This is a genomic window from Neoaquamicrobium microcysteis, from assembly GCF_008180155.1.
GTDB lineage: Bacteria > Pseudomonadota > Alphaproteobacteria > Rhizobiales > Rhizobiaceae > Aerobium > Aerobium microcysteis.
Map to the genome: position 1 here is coordinate 1 of NZ_VSZS01000049.1, position 18,238 is coordinate 18,238.

General features: G+C 62.2%; 17 protein-coding genes. 10 read left to right on the forward strand and 7 right to left on the reverse strand.

Annotated elements, in window-relative coordinates; all coding sequences use genetic code 11:
- The first annotated feature begins 679 nt into the window (after positions 1-679).
- Together FY036_RS01410 and FY036_RS01415 are read left to right on the forward strand one after the other, a co-directional pair.
- Positions 680-1,267, forward strand: coding sequence for a hypothetical protein (locus tag FY036_RS01410; protein ID WP_148912931.1), 588 nt, complete (start codon positions 680-682; stop codon positions 1,265-1,267).
- A 365-nt stretch (positions 1,268-1,632) separates the two neighbouring features.
- Positions 1,633-2,556 carry an ArdC family protein gene (locus FY036_RS01415; RefSeq protein ID WP_148912967.1) on the forward strand — a complete coding sequence of 308 codons (924 nt, stop codon included), beginning with the start codon at positions 1,633-1,635 and terminating at the stop codon, positions 2,554-2,556.
- 131 nt (positions 2,557-2,687) lie between these two features.
- Here FY036_RS01415 and FY036_RS01420 read toward each other — a convergent pair whose 3' ends face one another.
- Positions 2,688-2,933 carry a WGR domain-containing protein gene (locus FY036_RS01420; RefSeq protein ID WP_148912932.1) on the reverse strand — a complete coding sequence of 82 codons (246 nt, stop codon included), beginning with the start codon at positions 2,931-2,933 and terminating at the stop codon, positions 2,688-2,690.
- Positions 2,934-3,590: 657 nt separating this feature from the next.
- Between FY036_RS01420 and FY036_RS01430 the strand changes: the two genes are divergently transcribed.
- The 3 genes from FY036_RS01430 (at position 3,591) to FY036_RS01440 (ending at position 5,734) form a co-directional block, all read left to right on the forward strand.
- Positions 3,591-3,902 carry a DUF736 domain-containing protein gene (locus tag FY036_RS01430; protein WP_148912933.1) on the forward strand — a complete coding sequence of 104 codons (312 nt, stop codon included), beginning with the start codon at positions 3,591-3,593 and terminating at the stop codon, positions 3,900-3,902.
- Positions 3,903-4,058: 156 nt separating this feature from the next.
- Positions 4,059-4,349 carry a hypothetical protein gene (locus tag FY036_RS01435; protein ID WP_148912934.1) on the forward strand — a complete coding sequence of 97 codons (291 nt, stop codon included), beginning with the start codon at positions 4,059-4,061 and terminating at the stop codon, positions 4,347-4,349.
- Positions 4,349-5,734 (forward strand): Fic/DOC family protein, encoded by a 1,386-nt coding sequence (locus FY036_RS01440; RefSeq protein WP_148912935.1) that lies wholly within the window; start codon positions 4,349-4,351, stop codon positions 5,732-5,734. The genes FY036_RS01435 and FY036_RS01440 overlap by 1 nt, the downstream gene beginning before the upstream one ends.
- Before the next feature lie 141 nt (positions 5,735-5,875).
- Here the strand turns inward: FY036_RS01440 and FY036_RS01445 are convergent, their stop codons facing one another.
- From FY036_RS01445 to FY036_RS01470, 6 genes are all read right to left on the reverse strand, one after another.
- Positions 5,876-6,823: a restriction endonuclease gene (locus FY036_RS01445; RefSeq protein ID WP_148912936.1), complete on the reverse strand. Its 948-nt coding sequence runs from the start codon at positions 6,821-6,823 to the stop codon at positions 5,876-5,878.
- On the reverse strand, positions 6,820-8,085 hold the full coding sequence (locus FY036_RS01450; RefSeq protein ID WP_148912937.1) for a three-Cys-motif partner protein TcmP: 1,266 nt from the start codon (positions 8,083-8,085) through the stop codon (positions 6,820-6,822). The genes FY036_RS01445 and FY036_RS01450 overlap by 4 nt, the downstream gene beginning before the upstream one ends.
- A gap of 27 nt (positions 8,086-8,112) precedes the next feature.
- A complete protein-coding gene (locus FY036_RS01455; protein WP_148912938.1) occupies positions 8,113-8,901 on the reverse strand; it encodes a DUF5131 family protein in 789 nt (262 codons plus the stop codon).
- Positions 8,902-9,573: 672 nt separating this feature from the next.
- The gene (gene traG / locus FY036_RS01460) at positions 9,574-11,505 is read right to left on the reverse strand and encodes a Ti-type conjugative transfer system protein TraG (protein WP_148912939.1); all 1,932 of its coding nucleotides are present in this window, start codon (positions 11,503-11,505) and stop codon (positions 9,574-9,576) included.
- On the reverse strand, positions 11,426-11,716 hold the full coding sequence (gene traD, locus FY036_RS01465) for a conjugal transfer protein TraD (protein ID WP_148912940.1): 291 nt from the start codon (positions 11,714-11,716) through the stop codon (positions 11,426-11,428). The genes traG and traD overlap by 80 nt, the downstream gene beginning before the upstream one ends.
- Positions 11,709-11,957: a TraC family protein gene (locus tag FY036_RS01470; protein WP_148912941.1), complete on the reverse strand. Its 249-nt coding sequence runs from the start codon at positions 11,955-11,957 to the stop codon at positions 11,709-11,711. The genes traD and FY036_RS01470 overlap by 8 nt, the downstream gene beginning before the upstream one ends.
- Positions 11,958-12,205: 248 nt before the next feature.
- Here FY036_RS01470 and traA point away from each other — a divergent pair, with 248 nt between their 5' ends.
- Genes traA through FY036_RS01495 form a run of 5 tightly spaced genes read left to right on the forward strand, consistent with a single transcriptional unit; the run spans position 12,206 to position 18,194 of the window.
- Entirely contained in the window at positions 12,206-15,529 is a 3,324-nt protein-coding gene (gene traA, locus FY036_RS01475; protein ID WP_148912942.1) for a Ti-type conjugative transfer relaxase TraA, read from the forward strand.
- A complete protein-coding gene (gene traF / locus FY036_RS01480) occupies positions 15,526-16,059 on the forward strand; it encodes a conjugative transfer signal peptidase TraF (RefSeq protein ID WP_148912943.1) in 534 nt (177 codons plus the stop codon). Before traA ends, traF begins: the two co-directional genes overlap by 4 nt.
- Complete coding sequence (locus FY036_RS01485; protein WP_235897446.1) at positions 16,022-17,203, forward strand: conjugal transfer protein TraB; 1,182 nt, start codon at positions 16,022-16,024, stop codon at positions 17,201-17,203. Before traF ends, FY036_RS01485 begins: the two co-directional genes overlap by 38 nt.
- An 11-nt stretch (positions 17,204-17,214) precedes the next feature.
- On the forward strand, positions 17,215-17,823 hold the full coding sequence (locus FY036_RS01490) for a TraH family protein (protein WP_148912945.1): 609 nt from the start codon (positions 17,215-17,217) through the stop codon (positions 17,821-17,823).
- On the forward strand, positions 17,823-18,194 hold the full coding sequence (locus FY036_RS01495) for a thermonuclease family protein (RefSeq protein WP_148912946.1): 372 nt from the start codon (positions 17,823-17,825) through the stop codon (positions 18,192-18,194). The genes FY036_RS01490 and FY036_RS01495 overlap by 1 nt, the downstream gene beginning before the upstream one ends.
- Positions 18,195-18,238 lie beyond the last annotated feature (44 nt).

An 18,238-nucleotide genomic window follows, 5' to 3' on the forward strand; every position in this document is an offset into this window, starting at 1 on the left:
CCGGTTCCGGATTTCTGTCTCATCTTCGCTCCTTTGAAAGGCTACGATGAACCAGAAATCCTCCGTTCTCAGTTAAGCCGATTTGGTCCCATCAGTGCTGACGCCGGACATCGCCGCCTTCCGTCGCCGCCACGGTCTGCCGGAGGTCGATCCGGAGCCGGATATGGCGGGCCGCCGCGCGGCCTGATTCTTCCCCGCGCATCTCCACGCGCGATTCCGCGTGCCGTGACCTGCAATCGGGAGGGGCGGCCCTGTGCGGGACCGTCTGGCGGGGCTGTGCGGGTAGCAGGGCAATATCCGGGTAGAGCCGCGCGGCGGCTGTCCAACCGTGCTGCCGTCGGAAGCGGATTGATCTGTCGCACTTCCTCGCGCGAGCCAATCTCATGGAACCATCCCCGTGCCGGTCTTCCCGGCGGGTTTGCTGCGGTCTGAACCGGCGGCTGGCCCCTTCAAGGCCGCTTTGCGCCGCGATGCGGCCGGAGCCAGCCGATCTCGACAAGGCCGGCCCGCGTTCCGCGCAGGGCTGTTAGCCCCGCTTGTCCGCAAGCCAACCTTGCTCGCCTGGCAGGCCCCGGACCCTGAAGCGTCCAGCTTCCGCCGGTTCTTTTCGACCGCACCCGCAGGGAAGACCGGCACGGGGCCGGATCGCCCGAAGGGCATCGCTAGAAAGGATTGCTTCATGTCCAGTTCAACCCGCTCCACCAAGGCCAAGGCTCGCGTCGTCCAACTCCGCAAGGGCACCACCCTCGAAATGGTTCGTCTGTGCTGCCCGGATGCCAACCAGGCCGCACTCATCTCCGAAAGCTTCGGGCTCGCCGTCCTCGACAGCGACGGTATCCGGGACTTCCACGAGCGCACCCTGATCGAAAGCGCCGACACCCTCTCTGACGGCCTTTCCGACAAGGCCATGCAGATCCACCTCCAGCGGATCGTCGGTTCCCATGTCGGGTCCGCTTTCGGGGCTGGGCAGTTCTACTCCAAGGCCGTCACCGAGGCCAAGGACGCGACCGCCCGGCTCGCCAACGACATGCGCGACGAGGATCGCGACGGCCCGGTCGGGTTCGACAGCGCCGCCCAACGCAAGCGCGAGTTCGCCGCCGACATGGGTATCCAGGCCCATGCCCTGCGCATGGCGGCCGAGGGAGTGGTCGCGGCCTATGAGCATATCGTCGGCGAGAGCTGGAAGCCCTACGAGCGGCAGGCCGAAAATCCCGGCCAAACCGTCAGCCGCCAGGCCGCCGACCTCCAGATGGCCGCTCTCGGATAGCGGCCGCGGGCGGGGCTCCGGCTCCGCCCTTTGCTTTTCCGAATCTTCGCAGGCCGGACCCGATGGGGTGCCGGCCCTTTTTTCTGTGCTGCGGCAGACGCCGCTGGCTTCCGCGGGACCGGGAGGCGGAAGAAAAACTGGAAGACCCATGGCGAGGCCGGCGCGATCGCGGCCGTCACGATCGTTGGTCCTGCTCCGGTCCTCGTTCCGCGAAACGGCGATGCCGTCCTCCACTGCCGTTCCGGCCCGGCTGCGACGTCTCTCCTTCTTCAGATCGATCCTCCCGGGTTCGCGAACCTGCGGTCCTCCGCGGTCGGACCTCGTGACGGCCGCGATCGGCGCGGCCTCGAATGGAGGTTCTGATGATAAACAGGAAAGACAAGAAACACCGCGTCGACATCTACGCGAAGATCACGGACCGCATCGTCGCGGATCTGGAGAAGGGTGTTCGTCCGTGGGTCAAGCCCTGGAGTACTGCCAACACCGCCGGTCGCATTACGCGGCCGCTGCGCCAAAATGGAACGCCCTACCAGGGCATCAATGTCATCCTGCTCTGGTCGGAGGCCGTCGCACGAGGCTTCGCCTCGCCCATCTGGATGACGTTCAAGCAATCGGTCGAGCTTGGCGGGCATGTCCGCAAGGGCGAGACCGGCTCGACCGTCGTCTATGCCAGCCAGTTCACCAGGACCGAGACCGACGAGCGTGGCGATGAGGTCGAGCGCGGCATCCCGTTCCTCAAGGCCTATTCGGTCTTCAATGTCGACCAGATCGAGGGACTGCCGGATCACTATTATGGTGCGCCGCAGCCGGTGATCGATCCCGTCACGCGCATCGCCCACGCCGATGCGTTCTTCGACGCGACAGGCGCCAGGGTCGTTTATGGCGGCACAAAGGCATTCTACGCGCCCTCGTCCGACCACATCCAGCTCCCGGTCTTCGAGAGCTTCCGTGATGCGGAATCCTTCGTCGCCGTCAGGGCGCACGAGACCATCCACTGGACAGCTCCGGCCCACCGGGTCAACCGCGATCTCAGCCGCTACCACAAGGACCGAAGCGAACGCAGCCGCGAGGAGCTGATCGCCGAACTGGGGTCAGTGTTCCTCTGCGCGGACCTCGGCATCGTGCCGGAGCTCGAGCCGCGGCCGGACCACGCCAGTTACCTCAAGTCCTGGCTCGAGGTGCTCTCCAACGAGAAGCGTTTCATTTTCTCGGCCGCCGCGCACGCTCAACGCGCAGCCACCTACCTGCACGATCTTCAGCCGGCGGCCAGGGTTGCGGAGGCGGCCTGATGCTCCGCGCTTCGATCCCGGCCGAAGCGTGACTCAGTGCCAGGCGAGGGGCCGCGCTGCGATGCGGGATCCTCAGCCCTTGAGATATAGGCCGCGATTTTGATGTGGCTCCGGCTACAGCAATCCGGCTCTCAGCTCTCAACATAACCACGTCGTCGCTTCCGCCGCTCCAGCCGCATTGTGGCCCTGGTCAACCCTTCCATGTCCGGGAAGGTCTCGATCTTGCTCCGGCCGGCAGCGCCGATCCGCCCCCAGTTGCGGATGAGCGACAGCTCTCCGAACAGGGTGGGCTGAACGGAGATGACGTAGAACCGGGCCATGTTCCGGTTGGGGTCGACCCGTTCCAGATAGAGCGGCGTTTCACGGGGTTCTTCCATTCGGGAATTCTTGTGCGCCCAGCCTTCGCAGTCCAACGCATTTGATGAATCGATCCGTCACCGGCGATTCATTTCCGTGATGGTTCGGCGGGACAGGACAATGAATTGGGCGATCCGCCTGGCCAGTGGCGGACGTCGATGGGGCCCGGCTTCGATCCGGCATGAATAAAGAACCGCGTCAGTCCTCTCGACCTCAGTCACGGCGCCAAGGGGCTGATCGACCGGCCGAGAAAAGGTGGAATTGCTGGTCGATGACCCGGGACTCCACCCGTGCACCTGCGCTTGGTGGTTGGTCGTTGCCGGGGATGGCCGTTCCGGCCGTTCTGGTGGTTTGCAGGGCAATACCGATGAGACGACGCCGGTCTTCATTCCGGTTGCTTCTGCTACGGACACACCCACCTGCGTCCTCGATGTGGCTGGTCTGACCGAAGGCCGATCTCGCTGCTCTCGGTCTCGCTCTTGTCCTCGCAACGGCTGATCTCGACTTTCTTCCCCTGGCCGCTGCGCGTCCATTCCTCGCGGGTCAAGAAAGTCTCTTCCCGCCGCCCTCCATTTCATTCCGGCCCCTTCGGGGTGCGGGCCGATCGCCTCCGGTCTGTCGACCGCCATCGAGGTCGCGATGGTCGCGGCCCGAGAAAAACCCAAGGAATGAGACACATGGCTACCATCGGCACCTTCACCTCGACCGGCACCGGCTTTTCCGGCACGATCAAGACCCTCAACCTCAACGTCAAGGCTAAGCTGGTCCGCGTCGAGAACCCTTCCGACAAGGGTCCGCACTTCCGCATCTTCGCAGCAGCCAATGTCGAGCTGGGCGCCGCATGGCAAATGACCTCCAACAAGGGCCGCGACTACCTCTCGGTCAAGCTGGACGATCCGAGCTTCCCCGCTCCGATCTATGCCACCCTGATCGAGGTGGAAGGCGAGGAAGGCCTTCAGTTGATCTGGTCCCGACCGAACCGGGACTGATCACGTCAGCCTGCAGGCCCCGCCGAAACGGCGGGGCCTTCTGCTTGACGCCGCGGGCAAATTGGATGGCTGGCCGTACCGGCGAAAGGACTGCCGAGTCTGGCTTTCGAGCCGAATTTCGGCTATACAAAAGAGCAAGTTGTTGGAGCCTGAAACATGACCGCAACGCTAGTGGAAAGCCCCGCTGTCGCAGATCGCGCACATGCGTTGCGGCTTGCCAAACAGGTCATCAGAACCCTCGATCAGAAGCCGCTCGAGCCGATCGTCGCAGCAATGCTGACTGATGGTCACAAGGCCGCGCTTTCGGCAATGGCTGTGTCGCGGGACGAGCCAAACCTGTTCGAACAGTTCCTCGTCTTGTGCGAAGAGGCCGGGCTGTTGAGCGAAGAGGATTGCGATCAGCTGGGCGATGCCTATGTCGAAGCAAGGCGTGCCCGTGCCGCTTGATGAGTGACCCCTATCTTTATCCGGGCACGACAGTCCTCATCAATCATTTCAACATCAGGGATCAGGCCAAGCTCGACAGCAAGGAGCGTCGGGAGACCCTGAAGACGTTGAAGGGTCTTTACGACAATCCGGTCAAAGGCGAATTCGGCCTCCCCCACCTGCTGGAAATACACCGGCGCATCTTTGCGCCGGTGTATCCGTTCGCCGGCGAAATCCGCCGCATCGATATGGTCAAGGCCGAGGAGAAGCTGGGCGGCGGCAGTGTCGAGTACGCACAGTTCCACCTGGCGCGCCTCGAGGTCGAGCACTGCCTGAAGCAACTCAATGCCAGCGATTGGTCGGGTCTCAGGGACCTGTCCCGGCCCGAGGACATGGCCGCATTTGCCAGGATGATTGTCGATATCTGGAAGGTCCATCCGTTCCGGGAAGGCAATACGCGCACAACCATGACCTTCATGCACCAGTTTGCGGCGGCGAAGGGCTTCGCGCTGGACCGTGAGTTGATCCGTGCGAATGCCGAATATGTCCGTCATGCGCTGGTGGTCGGCACCCATGGTGAAACCCACTATCTGACACGCATCCTCACCGACGCGCGCCAACGCGAACATGCGCGTGAGCAGAGCCAGGCACGGATGGAGGCCCAAAGCCGCACCGACATTGGGCAGGCAGAACGGGCTGCATTGCTTCCCGGCCGGACCCTCGCCACGGAGGTTCCGAAGGTCGAGCTACTAGAACGGATCGCCGCTTCCGAAAGCGCCACCGAGGCGATGAAACGCCTTGTCGCCACGGCAAAGACGATATTCGCCGACTACCGACCGGTGATGGAAGCCATCCGGAATGCCGCTCTTGACGGTGAGATCGGCAATCGGCAGGTGATTTCGGAGTTGCGGGATGCTCCCGAGCGGTTCGGGCCGCTTGCCGGCAGGGGCGCCATTCTTGCCAGCCGTCAGGAGCGGGAGGCACACCGCCAAGCGATCGCTGCACAGCCCAGCTTTCGCGGGATCGCCGAGAGCTACCTGAAAATCGTGCATGGAATCCGGCAGATGATGCAGCAGCAGCGTCACGACCAGGTGCGGCGGGCGGGCGTCGAGGTTCCGCAGCCGAGCGACCAGCTCATGAGCGCGCTTGATCGGGGTGATGTGCTCTCGCCCGACCTCAAGGTCGAGCTGCGGCGTACCACGAGCGCATTAGAGCGCCGTTTCGGTGATGATCTGGCAGCATTGCGTTCGGGCAAGAATCTCGGTCCACTTGCCACCAGGCACGGCGTCGACGAGAAGCAGCTCGAAGAATTGAGAGGCGTACTGAAAGCGCTTGACAGGGCCCAGGCTCAGGAGCGCACCCGGGCACAATCACCGTCTCTGGACAGGCACGGTCCCACCCGATAATTCCATGCGGCCTGGAGCGCGGCATTCAGCTGGGCCGGCCGTGCGCGGTCATTCAATTCTCCCAAAGCAATCACTTTCTAAACAATGGTTCAACATGACATTGAGGCGGGCGTATCGGTGGGGGTTCGGTGCAATACGACATCATGGTTTGTTATGGGGCCAGTTTCCGCCGACTCGAACGTCAGAGATATCTTCGGAGTCGGCCTGCGCCTGCAAAGAAATGCGCCAGTCCTGGGTACGCCCTGACGCAAACTCTAGCCGATGCACAGAACGACCTTGAGGTTCTGCGTATGAAACCTTAAGTGCCTCCTCAATCGAGACGAACTCCGGTTCGATCCACATCGCCATTCCCAAGAAGACATAGCCCAGGCGTCGAGGCCCTTCCGGAGTGTCGATAGTGACCGTTCCTGGGTAGGGAACCCGCGCAGTCCGCACGATGGGCGGCGCGCCCTTCGCTATTTCCGCATAGGGATTTAAGGTCTCTTGAACCTTTCGCCACACGTCATTCAACGACCAACTCGTGCTGTCTTCCGCGTCATGGAAGATCGGCTGGAACAAATCCGTATCAGGAGGAAGGACATAATCCGCGTCGTCGGGTTCGGGTACGATCTCTTCTCCAGATCGATACGTCCGAATGCCGGCTCCGGTGATGGCGCACGCCTTATGCCAGAATATCACCAGATCCAGGCCGAGCAGCGGATTGACGTCCGCCGCCGTAAGGTCTGAAACTTTGCGCAGCGAAATCCCCGCATGGGACGCGGCGATCTGAGCGTCCGAGGAAAAGCCCGATACACTGACGGCAATGGTTCGATCGGCGCCAATCGAAGTCTTCTTTGTGGCTAGCTGCTCGATCCAGGTTACGTCCTGAGTCTTCGCGCGGCGCCGACATTCGATCGTGACGAGCATTTCGGTCGTGCCCACCTTGGCTCGAATGGTGGCGTCAACTTCTCTCATCCGACCGGTGAGCTTGCAGCGCAGACGATCTGGAGACGTCACGACCAGGCCTTGGGGCCCCGCGTCGGCCTCGATCCGCGCGATCAAGCGTTCGAACTCACGCCATTCCGGATCCCGACGATGCCGCGCGGTCATTTCTTGGCGCCCCCTTTCATTCCGGCGTTCAAAAACATCGGAAAGAAGCTGATCTGCTTCTTGATTTTGATAACGTCATCGACACCAATCGTATTGGCCTTCCTTCGCTCACCTCCGGCGGGCGTTATTACCTCTAGGTCGGGGTTCTCTATGATTGCCGCATGCACGTCGTCGGCATGGGCAGGGGTGATGTTGTAGATGCTCTCGTAGAAATCCATGACGGGCATGGCGTTCCCGGATTCCGTGATCAGGCGCGGAATGTCCCCCAGAAGCTGATTTTTCGCCGATGCCCGACCGCTGATATCGAAGAGGTACAGCATGCCTTCATCATGCGTTGGATCGTAGGACAGCATGTTTAGGCCTGACCGACCGAAGTGCGCCTGCAAGCTGGCGTTATCGTGAAGGATATTGTTGTAGACCTGCCTTGCTCGATAAGCGTTGGCGAAGTGAATCAGCCAATAACGCCAGCCTTCTGGGTTGTTGATCGAAAAGGGGCTGACATAGGGCGCGCATAATCGGAAAGCATCGAATACGATCTTTTCCGCAGTGCCGAGCCAGTCCTTCTGGCTCATCAGCGAATCGAGCGCCTGGACGTCAATAGTCGTCAGGCCGACATGGTCGAGTTGGGCGCGAAGCCGGTCCGGCTGGTCCTTCTGGAGGAACGCCAGCAGCGAACTGATGACGAAGGTGTAGAAGACCTCCGCCGCGGGATAGGAATGCATGATGTCGAGGATGGTGTTTCGCTCGACATGACTATGGCCGCATTGATCGAGATTGAAGATGACGCTCCGATACCGGCCTTGCTCTAGCAGGCGCTTGATATCGTGATAGGCGACTTCGAAGAACTCGTTCAGATATTCGACGCGCAAATGCAATTTCGGACAGGTTTGGCTACTCTCCGCTTGCATAGGTGCGACATGCGTCTTCAAAAGCTCGATCGCGACGCGGTTGGCGTCGTTGAAAACGAGCAGGCATTCGACTTCGACAGCGCCAAGCCCTTGGACGGCACGCTGCGTGTTCACTGCCTCGACGGCCCGTTTCAATTCCTCGATGAAAATCAACGGCGATCCGGGCGAGCCGCACTGATATCGCCCCCCGCCGGCAAAACCGTCGACAATGGCGAGCCGAAACCGCTCTTGCTGAGGTAGCCTGCAGCGCACGGTCAGGTAGTCGAAGACATATTCACGTAGTATTTTATGTTTGCGGCGTGAGTGCTCCTCGAGCTTTGCCCCATCGGCCCATTCGTATCGCTTCTCGACCACCTGCGCTTCCCCCCGACAGATACTATCCTACATTCTAGCCGCGTCCTGCGGGGTTGCTGGCATCTCGTCCCAAGTGCGGCCGCGATACTCACGACCGTTGGCCTTCTTGGAGCGCTTTTTGTTGTCCTTACCCCAGGTCCCCCACTGCTTGAAGAAGAAGGCGGTGCCGGCGGTCAGACATTGGCCGTAGATTTCATCGATCCATTCTTCCCTGATCGGCCGAGCGGATTTGCCGCTTTCACCGCCCACGATTGCCCAATGAATGTCACGCAGATCGACAGCGCCGACCGATCCAATCAGTGGCTCAAAAGATATGAAGCGAATGGCTGCGGGCGCCTGGCGGAGGTAGTCGACACGGCTCACGACATCTGCATTTTCGATACTAGTGCCAAGCCAGACATTAGGCAGGATGTCGTCCATCTGCGAGGCGACAAGCGCTGACATTCGTTCGGGGCGCTTTGTAAGGATCTGATAGTTGTGGCGCGGCGTCTCGCGCATGACCTTCCAGACGCCGAGGATGAATTCGTCGCTGACGCCCTCGTGGAAGAGATCGCTCATCGAGTTTACGAAGATCTTCCGCGGCTTTTTCCACCCATAGGGAATAGAAAGTGCCTCGCGGTCCTCCCGCACGACGCCATTCCACACCGTGCGCTTGCCCGTTTTTCGAGTGAGACCCGCATATTTTCCGATGCCCATAGCCTCAAGGCGCTTGGCCATCTCCATCGCATAACAATGGGTGCAACCCGCGGTGACGATCGAGCATCCTGCCACGGGATTCCAAGTGGAGTCTGTCCACTCTATCTGAGTTTCAGCCATCTTGCCTCCCGAACTCTTCTGTCAATCGATCGTTTAGCCTACTGAATGAGAACGTGGAATTCGTTATTGATACACGCCGGCAACTACTAGTTCATACGAACTCCTGTGGAAATTCCGCGCGAATTCTCTGCGTGTCCGGTCAAATAATGCCCGCTGGTAGAGCCCAGTGTCAGCTCCGATCTGGTTGAGCCTCATGCGACACCGGCCAACAATACCTTCTTCTGGCGCAACCGCCACGTCCAGAACGGTCGACAGCAACGTTCGCTCTCAGGCAGCGGCAAAGGTGAAATCAACGGCGGGCATGAGGCGCATTACTGCCATTCGAGATGCAGACAAGAAAGGTCACCGATGGGTCATGGCGTCGCGTTGCTGGCCGATCGGCAAAGGTCAGCAACGGGTCCGAATGCCGAAATCCGAGTCCTTGCCGGGAGCCAGCCACGTCGGTTTTGTCGTGATGCTCGAATGATGATCCCCCTTTTCGTCAGCGAGAATCGTTGCGTGAGCCGCCGTCATGCGGCCAAGGCACAGAGTCCCGTGCCGTCCCTGTTTTCCACCCCGCCGTCGGCGGGGCGGAGCGCAGCGGAGCAGGCGAGGGGGCTGAACGCGCTCCCCATATAGCGCCGAAGAGAAGCCCCCGAGCTTGTGGTAAACCGGGGCGGGACGGCTGCCGTTTTAGGATCCAGCCGCTCCCGACTTCGGCTGGAAGCTGCTCTTGCCGACGAGCGCCGCCATTTCCGGACGGCGGAAGTAGATGGCGCGACCGCACCGCAGCGGCGGGTTGCCACCGGTCAGGATGATCTGCTCATCGGCGCGCATCTGGGTGACTTCATGCGGCAGGATCAGCGGGCGTTGCGAGAGCTGTTGAGAGCGGGTGCGGGACGAACCCATGTCGCGCGAGGTTCGGCTGACCTGGTTCACCTCCACGGTGGTCATGCCGCAGCGCTCGGAGATGTACTTCGCTGTCTCCGGATCGTTGATGGCCGAGAACGACACCCAGGACGCGGACTCGAACCATTTGCTGGTCGCATCGCGCCCGCCGAAGGCTTCGCGCATCTGACCGAGTGACTGGAACAGCATCAGCAGGGTGATGCCATATTTGCGGCCAGCATCGCGGGCGGTTTCGATGATGCGCATGTAGCCGAGGCGGGCGGCCTCATCGAGAAGGAACAGGGCGCGTTCCTGCATGTCTCCGTTGCGATTGTAGATTGCCTTGAGGAACGCACCGATGATGACACGGGCCATGCCGGGATGATTTTCGAGGGTCGAGAGATCGATGTTGATGAACACGGTGGTGCGCCCGTTGGCGATGTCGTCGGTCCTGAACGTGTTACCCGACACGATGGCCGCATAGCTGTCGTAAGACAGCCAATGCGTCTCCTTGGCGGCCGTCGCATAGACGCCCGAGAAGGTTTGCGGCGTCATGTTGATGAAGGGGGCGATGACCTCCTTGACGAACCGGGAGGTCGAGCTTTGATAAAGATCGGCGAGCTTTTCCTTGAGCGTTTCTTCCGGCTCGGCCAGCCGCGCGCGCACGACGCGCAGCGATCGTTCGCGCTTGGTATCGTCCGGATCGGACAGCATCACGTCGGCGATGACGCCGGTGATGAGCTGTTCGGCTGAGACGCGGAAGAAATCGTCCGCGCCGGACGTGACGCGCGGTCTCTCCGACATCAGCCACGCCGCCACGGAGGCGATGTCTTCCTCCGGCGCATTGCCGAAGCGGCCGATCCAATCGAGCACATTGAAGCCGATGTCGGGTCGTTTCGGATCGAGAACGAGCACGTCCTGCCCATGCGCCTCGCGGTGCGCGGCGACCATGGGGGCAATCTCGGTCGAGGGATCCAGAACGATCAGCGAGCCCTTGAACTTGAGCGCTGTGGGCACAACCATGGAGGTGGTCTTGTAGCCACCGGAACCGGCGAAGACGATGCCATGGGTCGAACCGAAGCCGCAATCGAAGCAGACGAGCGGTGATCTTCCGCCCTTGCCCCAGGTCTCCTTGAGACGCGGATCGAAGTTGACGCCAGCAACGGAATCCTCGTCGACGCGATAACGTTCACCGAGGACGATGCCGCCGCTTCCGGCAAAGAGACGAGCCGTTGTGGCGCTGTCCATCCAATGGCTGTCGCCATGGATGGCGCGACGGCCGGAGAGCCGTTTTGGACCTGTCGCTCCAAACGCGGCATTGCCGCGCAGCGCAACCCGCAATCCGAACATGCCGGCGACGAAGGCCGTCGCCGCGCCGCCGATGGGGTAGAGGTCGAGGTAGGAGAATATCGTTCCTTCGGGCACCTGGTTGGCGAAGGCGGACAGGCGCGTCATCTCGGACAACGCTGCGAAGACGACGGCGGCAAGGCCGCCGATCAGGACGCCGAGGCCGGCCGACTGAATTGCAAGTGAGCCATTCGCGGCGAATAGGAAGATGACACCGATCGCGGCGGCAGCTGCATAGGGCAGGGCAAGACCGATCCGCCCAAGCGTCTGATAACTCTCCGGCGAATTCCCGAATGACGCAAGCCAGGTCTCAATCCCCTGGAGCGCGAGCACGATCCCCAACATCATCAATGCCGGTGCGGCCAGCAGCATCAGCTTCTTTGCTGTCATTGTCGAATATCGCCTTTCCGATTGCGGTCAATCGTGCGCGCTCTGTCGCGTCGCCGAGCCGCGCCACCGCGTCAATGAGGGCGCCGAGAATGACGGCGCGATCCTCGCTGCGAAGCCCCGCCTTTATGATGAGCCCGCCGAGCTGGATCTTTTCGCGCGCATCCTTCTTCCGGGCTTCCGCCTGTGACGCCCGGTAGCGGCGTTCATGCATCAGAAGCGTCCGCTTGAGAGCGAGCAGCCGGCTCGGACTTCTTCTGCCTCGTTCCCGTTTGAAATCGCTTTGCCATCTCTTCGAAGCCAGCGACCAGCTCGGCATCGGACGCGCTCACGTCGCCCAAACCCGCCTTCAGCGCCAGTCGACCGATGCGTTCGGCCTCTTTGGCTTCGGCAAGTTTCAGCTGCTCCTGCAGGCGTTCGATTTCTTCTCGGATGCGGGAAGTGGGTCGTCTCATCAGCTTGGTTCTCCGGTTTCGTAGATGGTCGATGCGATCCGGAGAATCGCATTGCATGTGCGCGGAGCGCACCCTGGGAAAAACCACAGGTAGGCGCAGCCTACGCATTTCGGGAAGAATCCCGCCGTTCGGAAGAACGGTCCAAGGGCGCAGTAATACGTTGCAAGCAACGTCGCTGCGTTCGGCCCCGAGGGGGGCCGCGCTCGACCGAACAGCATTCGCGTTCGGATCGAGAAAGCACCTGTCCCGTGGCGATCACCCACTTCACGCCTCAACTGATCAGCCGCGGCGAAGGCCGCAGTGCTGTTGCGGCGGCAGCCTATCGCCATTGCGCCCGCATGGAGAACGAGCGCGAAGGCAGGGTGGCGGACTTCTCGCGCAAGCCCGGCATGGTCCATGACGAGTTCGTGTTGCCGACCGATGCGCCGGACTGGGCGAGGACTCTTATTGCCGACCGCTCGGTTGCGGGAGCATCGGAAGCCTTCTGGAACAAGGTGGAGGCGTTCGAGACCCGCAGGGACGCGCAACTTGCCAAGGAGTTTATTCTGGCGCTGCCGCGCGAGCTGACCACCGAGCAGAATATCGCAATGATGCGCGAGTTCGTCGCCGAGCATGTCAGCACGCGCGGGCTGGTCGCGGATTGGGTCTATCACGACGCGCCGGGCAATCCGCATGCGCATCTGATGACGACATTGCGCCCGCTGACCGAAGAAGGTTTCGGCGGCAAGAAGGTGCCGGTCATCGGAGAAGACGGACAGCCGGTCCGGTCGAAATCCGGCCAGATCGTGTACAAGCTCTGGGCAGGTGACAAGGCCGACTTCCTCGCATTGCGGGAAGCCTGGTATGCCGCCCAGAACAAGCATCTCGAATTGAACGGCCATGACATTCGTGTCGATGGCCGCTCCTATGCCGAGCGCGGCATCGATTTTGAACCGACTTCGCATATCGGTGTTCAAGCCAAAAACATTCAGCGGGAGGCAGAGGCTGAAGGGCGCGAGGCCAGGCTTGAACGGCTCGCGTTGCACGAGGAAACGCGGCGCGAGAATGCGCGCCGGATAGAGCGCCGACCGGAGATCGTACTGGACGCGATCGCGCGCGAGAAGAGCGTCTTCGACGAGCGGGACGTCGCCAAATATCTGCACCGCTATGTCGATGATCCCGGCCAGTTCGCGAACTTGTTGGCGCGCGTCATGGGAAGCCCGGAAGCCGTGAAGATCGAGGCGGAAGGGGTCGATCCGGAAACCGGCGAGCGACTGCCGGAGCGTTTTGCGACGCGTGACATGATCCGCATTGAAGCCGAGATGGGGTATCGGGCCGAGCATCTCGCGACGAACGGCCGGTTCGGTGTCTCAATGAGCGCGCGCGCCGAAGTCATTGCCGGCCAGACGCAGATTTCCGACGAGCAGGGCATCGGTCTGGAACGCATCACCGGGGACGAGCGCCTTGCCATCATCGTCGGCCGCGCCGGCGCCGGCAAGACCACCATGATGAAGGCCGCGCGCGAGGTATGGGAGGCTTCGGGCTATCGCGTTGTCGGCGGGGCGCTCGCCGGCAAGGCGGCCGAAGGTTTAGAAAAGGAGGCTGGCATTGCCTCGCGCACGCTCGCGTCATGGCAATTGCAATGGGAGCGGGGCCGTCTTCACCTGGACAAAAGATGCGTGTTCGTGATGGACGAGGCGGGCATGGTGTCGTCGCGCCAGATGGCGGACTTCGTTTCGGCCATTGCCCATGCCGGCGCCAAGCTCGTTCTTGTCGGTGATGCCGACCAACTGCAGCCGATCGAGGCGGGCGCTGCATTCCGCTCGCTCGCCGATCGCGTCGGCTATGCCGAGCTCGGCACGATCTATCGTCAGCGCGAGCAATGGATGCGCGATGCCTCGATGGATCTTGCCCGAGGCAAGATCGGCGCGGCGATCTCCGCCTATCAGAGGCGGGGGCGCTTGATCGGAATGGAGTTGAAGGACCAGGCGGTCAGCGCGCTCGTCCGCGACTGGATTGCCGACTACGACCCGAACCGGTCGAGCTTGATCCTTGCGCATCTTCGCCGCGATGTGCGGACACTGAACGAGCTCGCACGTGGCGCGCTTCTCGAGCGTGGTGTGATCGAGCAAGGCCATGCCTTCCGCACCGAGGACGGGATGCGGAACTTCGCTCCCGGCGATCAGATCGTGTTCCTGAAGAACGAGGGTTCGCTTGGCGTCAAGAACGGCATGATCGGCCGCATCATCGAGGCCGAGAAAGGGCGCTTCGTCGCCGAGGTCGGCGATGGAGGTGGTCCGGGCGACAGACGGCGTGTGGAGGTTGACCAGCGGTTATATCGCAATGTCGACCACGGCTATGCGACCACCATTCACAAGTCCCAGGGCGCCACCATCGACCGGGTGAAGGTGCTGGCCACGCTCTCGCTCGACCGGCACCTGACCTATGTGGCGATGACTCGCCACCGGCATGACGTGAAGCTTTATTACGGACGCCGCTCTTTCGAGAAGGCGGGCGGGCTCATCCAGAATCTCTCCAAGCGCGGGGCCAAGGACACGACGCTCGATTTCGCCGGATCGAAGCTCTACGAGCAGGCGCTTTCCTATGCCAACAGTCGCGGCCTCTACGGCGCGCGTGTGGCGAAAGCCCTGGTCGAGAACCAGCTCCGTTGGATCAGGGAGCAGCGCGATCGGCTCGAGACGGCCGCCGCCAGGCTTTCAATTTTCATCGGGCGGTTCGGTCGTGCCGCCGATCGTCAGGCAGCGGCTGCCGCGACCGCGACTGCTGCTCCCGTTTCCCAGCCCTGGATTCGCGGCCTCGCGACCTGGGCGCAATCCATCCCGCAGCTCGTGGAGGCCAAATTGCAATCAGACGCCACGCTTACCCATGCCTGGACCCAGCTTCGCGACCGCGTTGCCCAAGTCTATGAGAATCCCGATGGCGCTATTGATGCGATGAACCTTTCCGCAATCATGAGCGCCAGTGAAGCGGAAAGGCAAACAGCGCAAACCCGCATCCTCGACCAGCTCGGTCGCGATCCGGAGGCCTACGGTGAGTTGCGCGGCAAGACCGGCATGTTCGCATCGGCTGTCGCCAAGGCGGAACGGCAGCGGGCCTTGAACAACGTTCCGGCACTCAAGGACAACCTTGCCCGCTATGTGCGGCTACGCGCCCAGATCGGAGATCTTCGCACCGTCGAATTGTCGCGCGAGCGTGACCGCAGCCGCGTCGACATTCCTGCATTGTCCGGATCGGCGCAGGGCGTGCTTGACCGCATCCGCGATGCGATCGATCGCAACGATCTTTCGGCCGCGCTCGGTTTCGCCCTGGCCGACAAAATGGCGAAGGCGGAGATCGACCAGCTCAACAAGGCGCTCGATCAGCGTTTTGGGGAACGCGCCTTCCTTGGCTCGAAAGAGGCCAAGGGGCCGGCCTATGAGGCAGCCGCGGCACAAGTCGCCGAGGGCGACCGGTCGAAACTGGTCGCGGCATGGCCAAGTTTCAACGCTGCGCAGCGCGTCGCGGCCTATGAACGGGCGCAGAAGCAGACTCAGGCCCAGGGCCAGGTCCGCGATCAGGGCATGACCCGATGACGAGACAGGGCAGGGCGCTTGTGATCATCGGCGCCGGGGCCATCCTTCTCGGTTCGATGGCGGCAGTCTTCGCATGGGGCGGCTATCGGGTGAACTTCACACCCTCATATCCCCTCGGCCTTTGGCAGATAGAAACGCTGGACCGGCCGGTTGCGGTCGGCGACCGTGTATTCATCTGCCCGCCTTCCGGTCCCGCCGTCGATCTTGCCCGCGAGCGCTTCTATCTGCCCCGTGGGCTTTGCCCAGCCGGCACAGCGCCGCTCATCAAGACCGTCGTCGCGTTGGCCGGGCAGTCCATCCGCGTCGAGAACCAGGTCATCATCGATGACGTGCCCTTGGCAGCTTCGACCGTTCACGCCCTGGACGCCAAAGGGCGGCCGATGACGCCCTGGACGGGCGGCGTCGTGCCCGAGGGCGAAGTGTTTCTCCATTCCGATTTTGTTGGTTCCTATGATTCAAGATATTTTGGGCCGCTTCCGGCCGCCGGCGTCCTTGGGCTCGCACAGGAAATCATCACCTTCGCGCCGTAGGATCTCACAGGCCGTCCTGTTTGTCGCCGGCGGCGCCATCACAGGGGCGATAGGGTGGAGCGGGCATCCACTCGCCTTCGCCATCGGTGTCGCCTTCCCGGCCCTTTGGGCCTTCGCTCCTTCGCGCACGGTTGCGAGCCTGGTCGCGCTTGCGCATTTTCTCGGTGCATCACGCGGTCTGCCGGTCGGCGCCTCGATTTTCTTCGGCACGCAGCTCGCAATCGGCCTTGGCCTCTGGCTTGCCGCCTCGCTGATGTTCGTCGCTGTCCATGCCGTGTTGTGGACATCGCGCGGCGGCTGGCGGCGGCCGGTACGCTACGCGATAGCAGCCGTCGTTCTGAGCGTGCCGCCGTTAGGGATTGTCGGTTGGGCACATCCGATCACAGCGGCCGGTGTTCTCTTCCCTGGCTGGGCCTGGTTCGGCCTTGCCACGACCGGCGCCCTGTTGATCGCGATGACAACGCGCGCATGGCCGATTGCGGCGGGCGTTGCGATGCTCGCCTTCGCTTGGTCCGCCCAGAACTGGACCCCGCCGGTCGAGCCGGCAGGCTGGCGGGGCATCGACACCAGGTTCAGTTTCGAAGCATCGGGACAGTATGCCGATTATCATCAGCAGGTCGGGACGATACGGCTGGTCGAGACCGCAGCCGGCGAGGGTGCGCGTGTCGCGATCCTGCCGGAAAGCGCCATGGGCTTGTGGAGTGCCACGACCGAGCGGCTTTGGACCCGCGAGCTTTCCAGCCTCGACATCATGGTCAATGGCGGGGCGGCTATCGTCGATCCGGTCGGCTACGACAATGTGATGCTCGGGGTTTCGGGGAAGGGCGCGGAGATCCTTTACCGCGAGCGCATGCCGATCCCGGTCTCCATGTGGCAACCCTGGACCACCGGCGGTGCGCATGCGCGGTTTTTCGCCAATCCGGTCTTCGAGTTCAGTGGGCTGAAGGTTGCGCCGCTCATCTGCTACGAGCAACTGATCATTTGGCCCGTCATCCAGTCGATGCTTTATGCGCCCGAGGTCATAGTCGCGACCGGCAACGCCTGGTGGAGCGGCAATACCAATATCGTTGCCATCCAGCGATCGAGTGCGCAGGCCTGGGCCTCGCTGTTCGGCCTGCCGCTGGTGATGGCGTTCAACGAATAGGAGATGGAGCCATGATCGATGCCGAACTGATCCAGCAATGCGCCGACCCCAGCCTCAAGGTCGAGATCGTGCAAAAGTTCATCGAGGAGGCCGGCGGCGCCGACCATCTGACCGTCACGGTGCGGGCAGGGGAGCGCATCATCCTTGTGCCGAAACCGTCAACCGAGGACGAGGCGATGCAGCTCATCCGGCGGAATTTGGGTCAGTCGATCGTCAGGGTAGGAGTGACGCAGTATCCGGCCGGTCTCGGCATTCAGGACATCTCCGAGCTCAACCCCGACCTCCTCGATTCCTGCAAGAATATCGGCATGGGCACCGCGCTCTTTGCCAAGGTCTATCGCATCGTCACCAAGTGGTACGGTGCTCCCGCCCAGGAGGCTTTTGAGGACGCGATATTCGCCTACAGGACCGGCTGGTTCGAGGGCCGCCAAGTCTTCTATGAGCCCGATCCCGGAGAAACGCCGCAGCCGGCCCAGCAGGGAGGTGAAGCCATGGAGCAGGGCGAGTATACGGCGACCGATGACAGCAGCCCATCGGAGCGGCCGTTTTCGGAGGAAGACCCGAACAAGGCCGGCATCCGCATCGACCTTTCCGGAATCAGCAGCAACAATAAAGAGTAATGAGCAGCCACATCATCGTCACCATCATGCTTTGCGCCTTGTCATGCGAGCCGGCCGAAATCCGCGTCTGGGACGGGGATTCCCTGCGGCTCGGCATGACGCAAGAGGCAGAGGCGATCCGCATCTTCAACATCGATGCGCCGGAGATCGAGGGGCAGTGTGCCTATGAAAGCGATCTGGCGGAGCGTTCGAAACACCGACTGGCGGAGCTGTTGCAGGGTCAGCGCGTCGAGATCCTGCGCCAAGGCACGGACCGCTATGGCCGCACGCTCGCGAGCGTGAGCGTCAACGGCAGTGACGCGGGCGATAGTCTCGTCAGTGAAGGGCTTGCCAGGTCCTGGAGCGGCCGGCGCGAACCATGGTGCGGTTGAGGGATGCTGGCGCATTCGAGTCAACGCTGAACGATTCAGTGCGC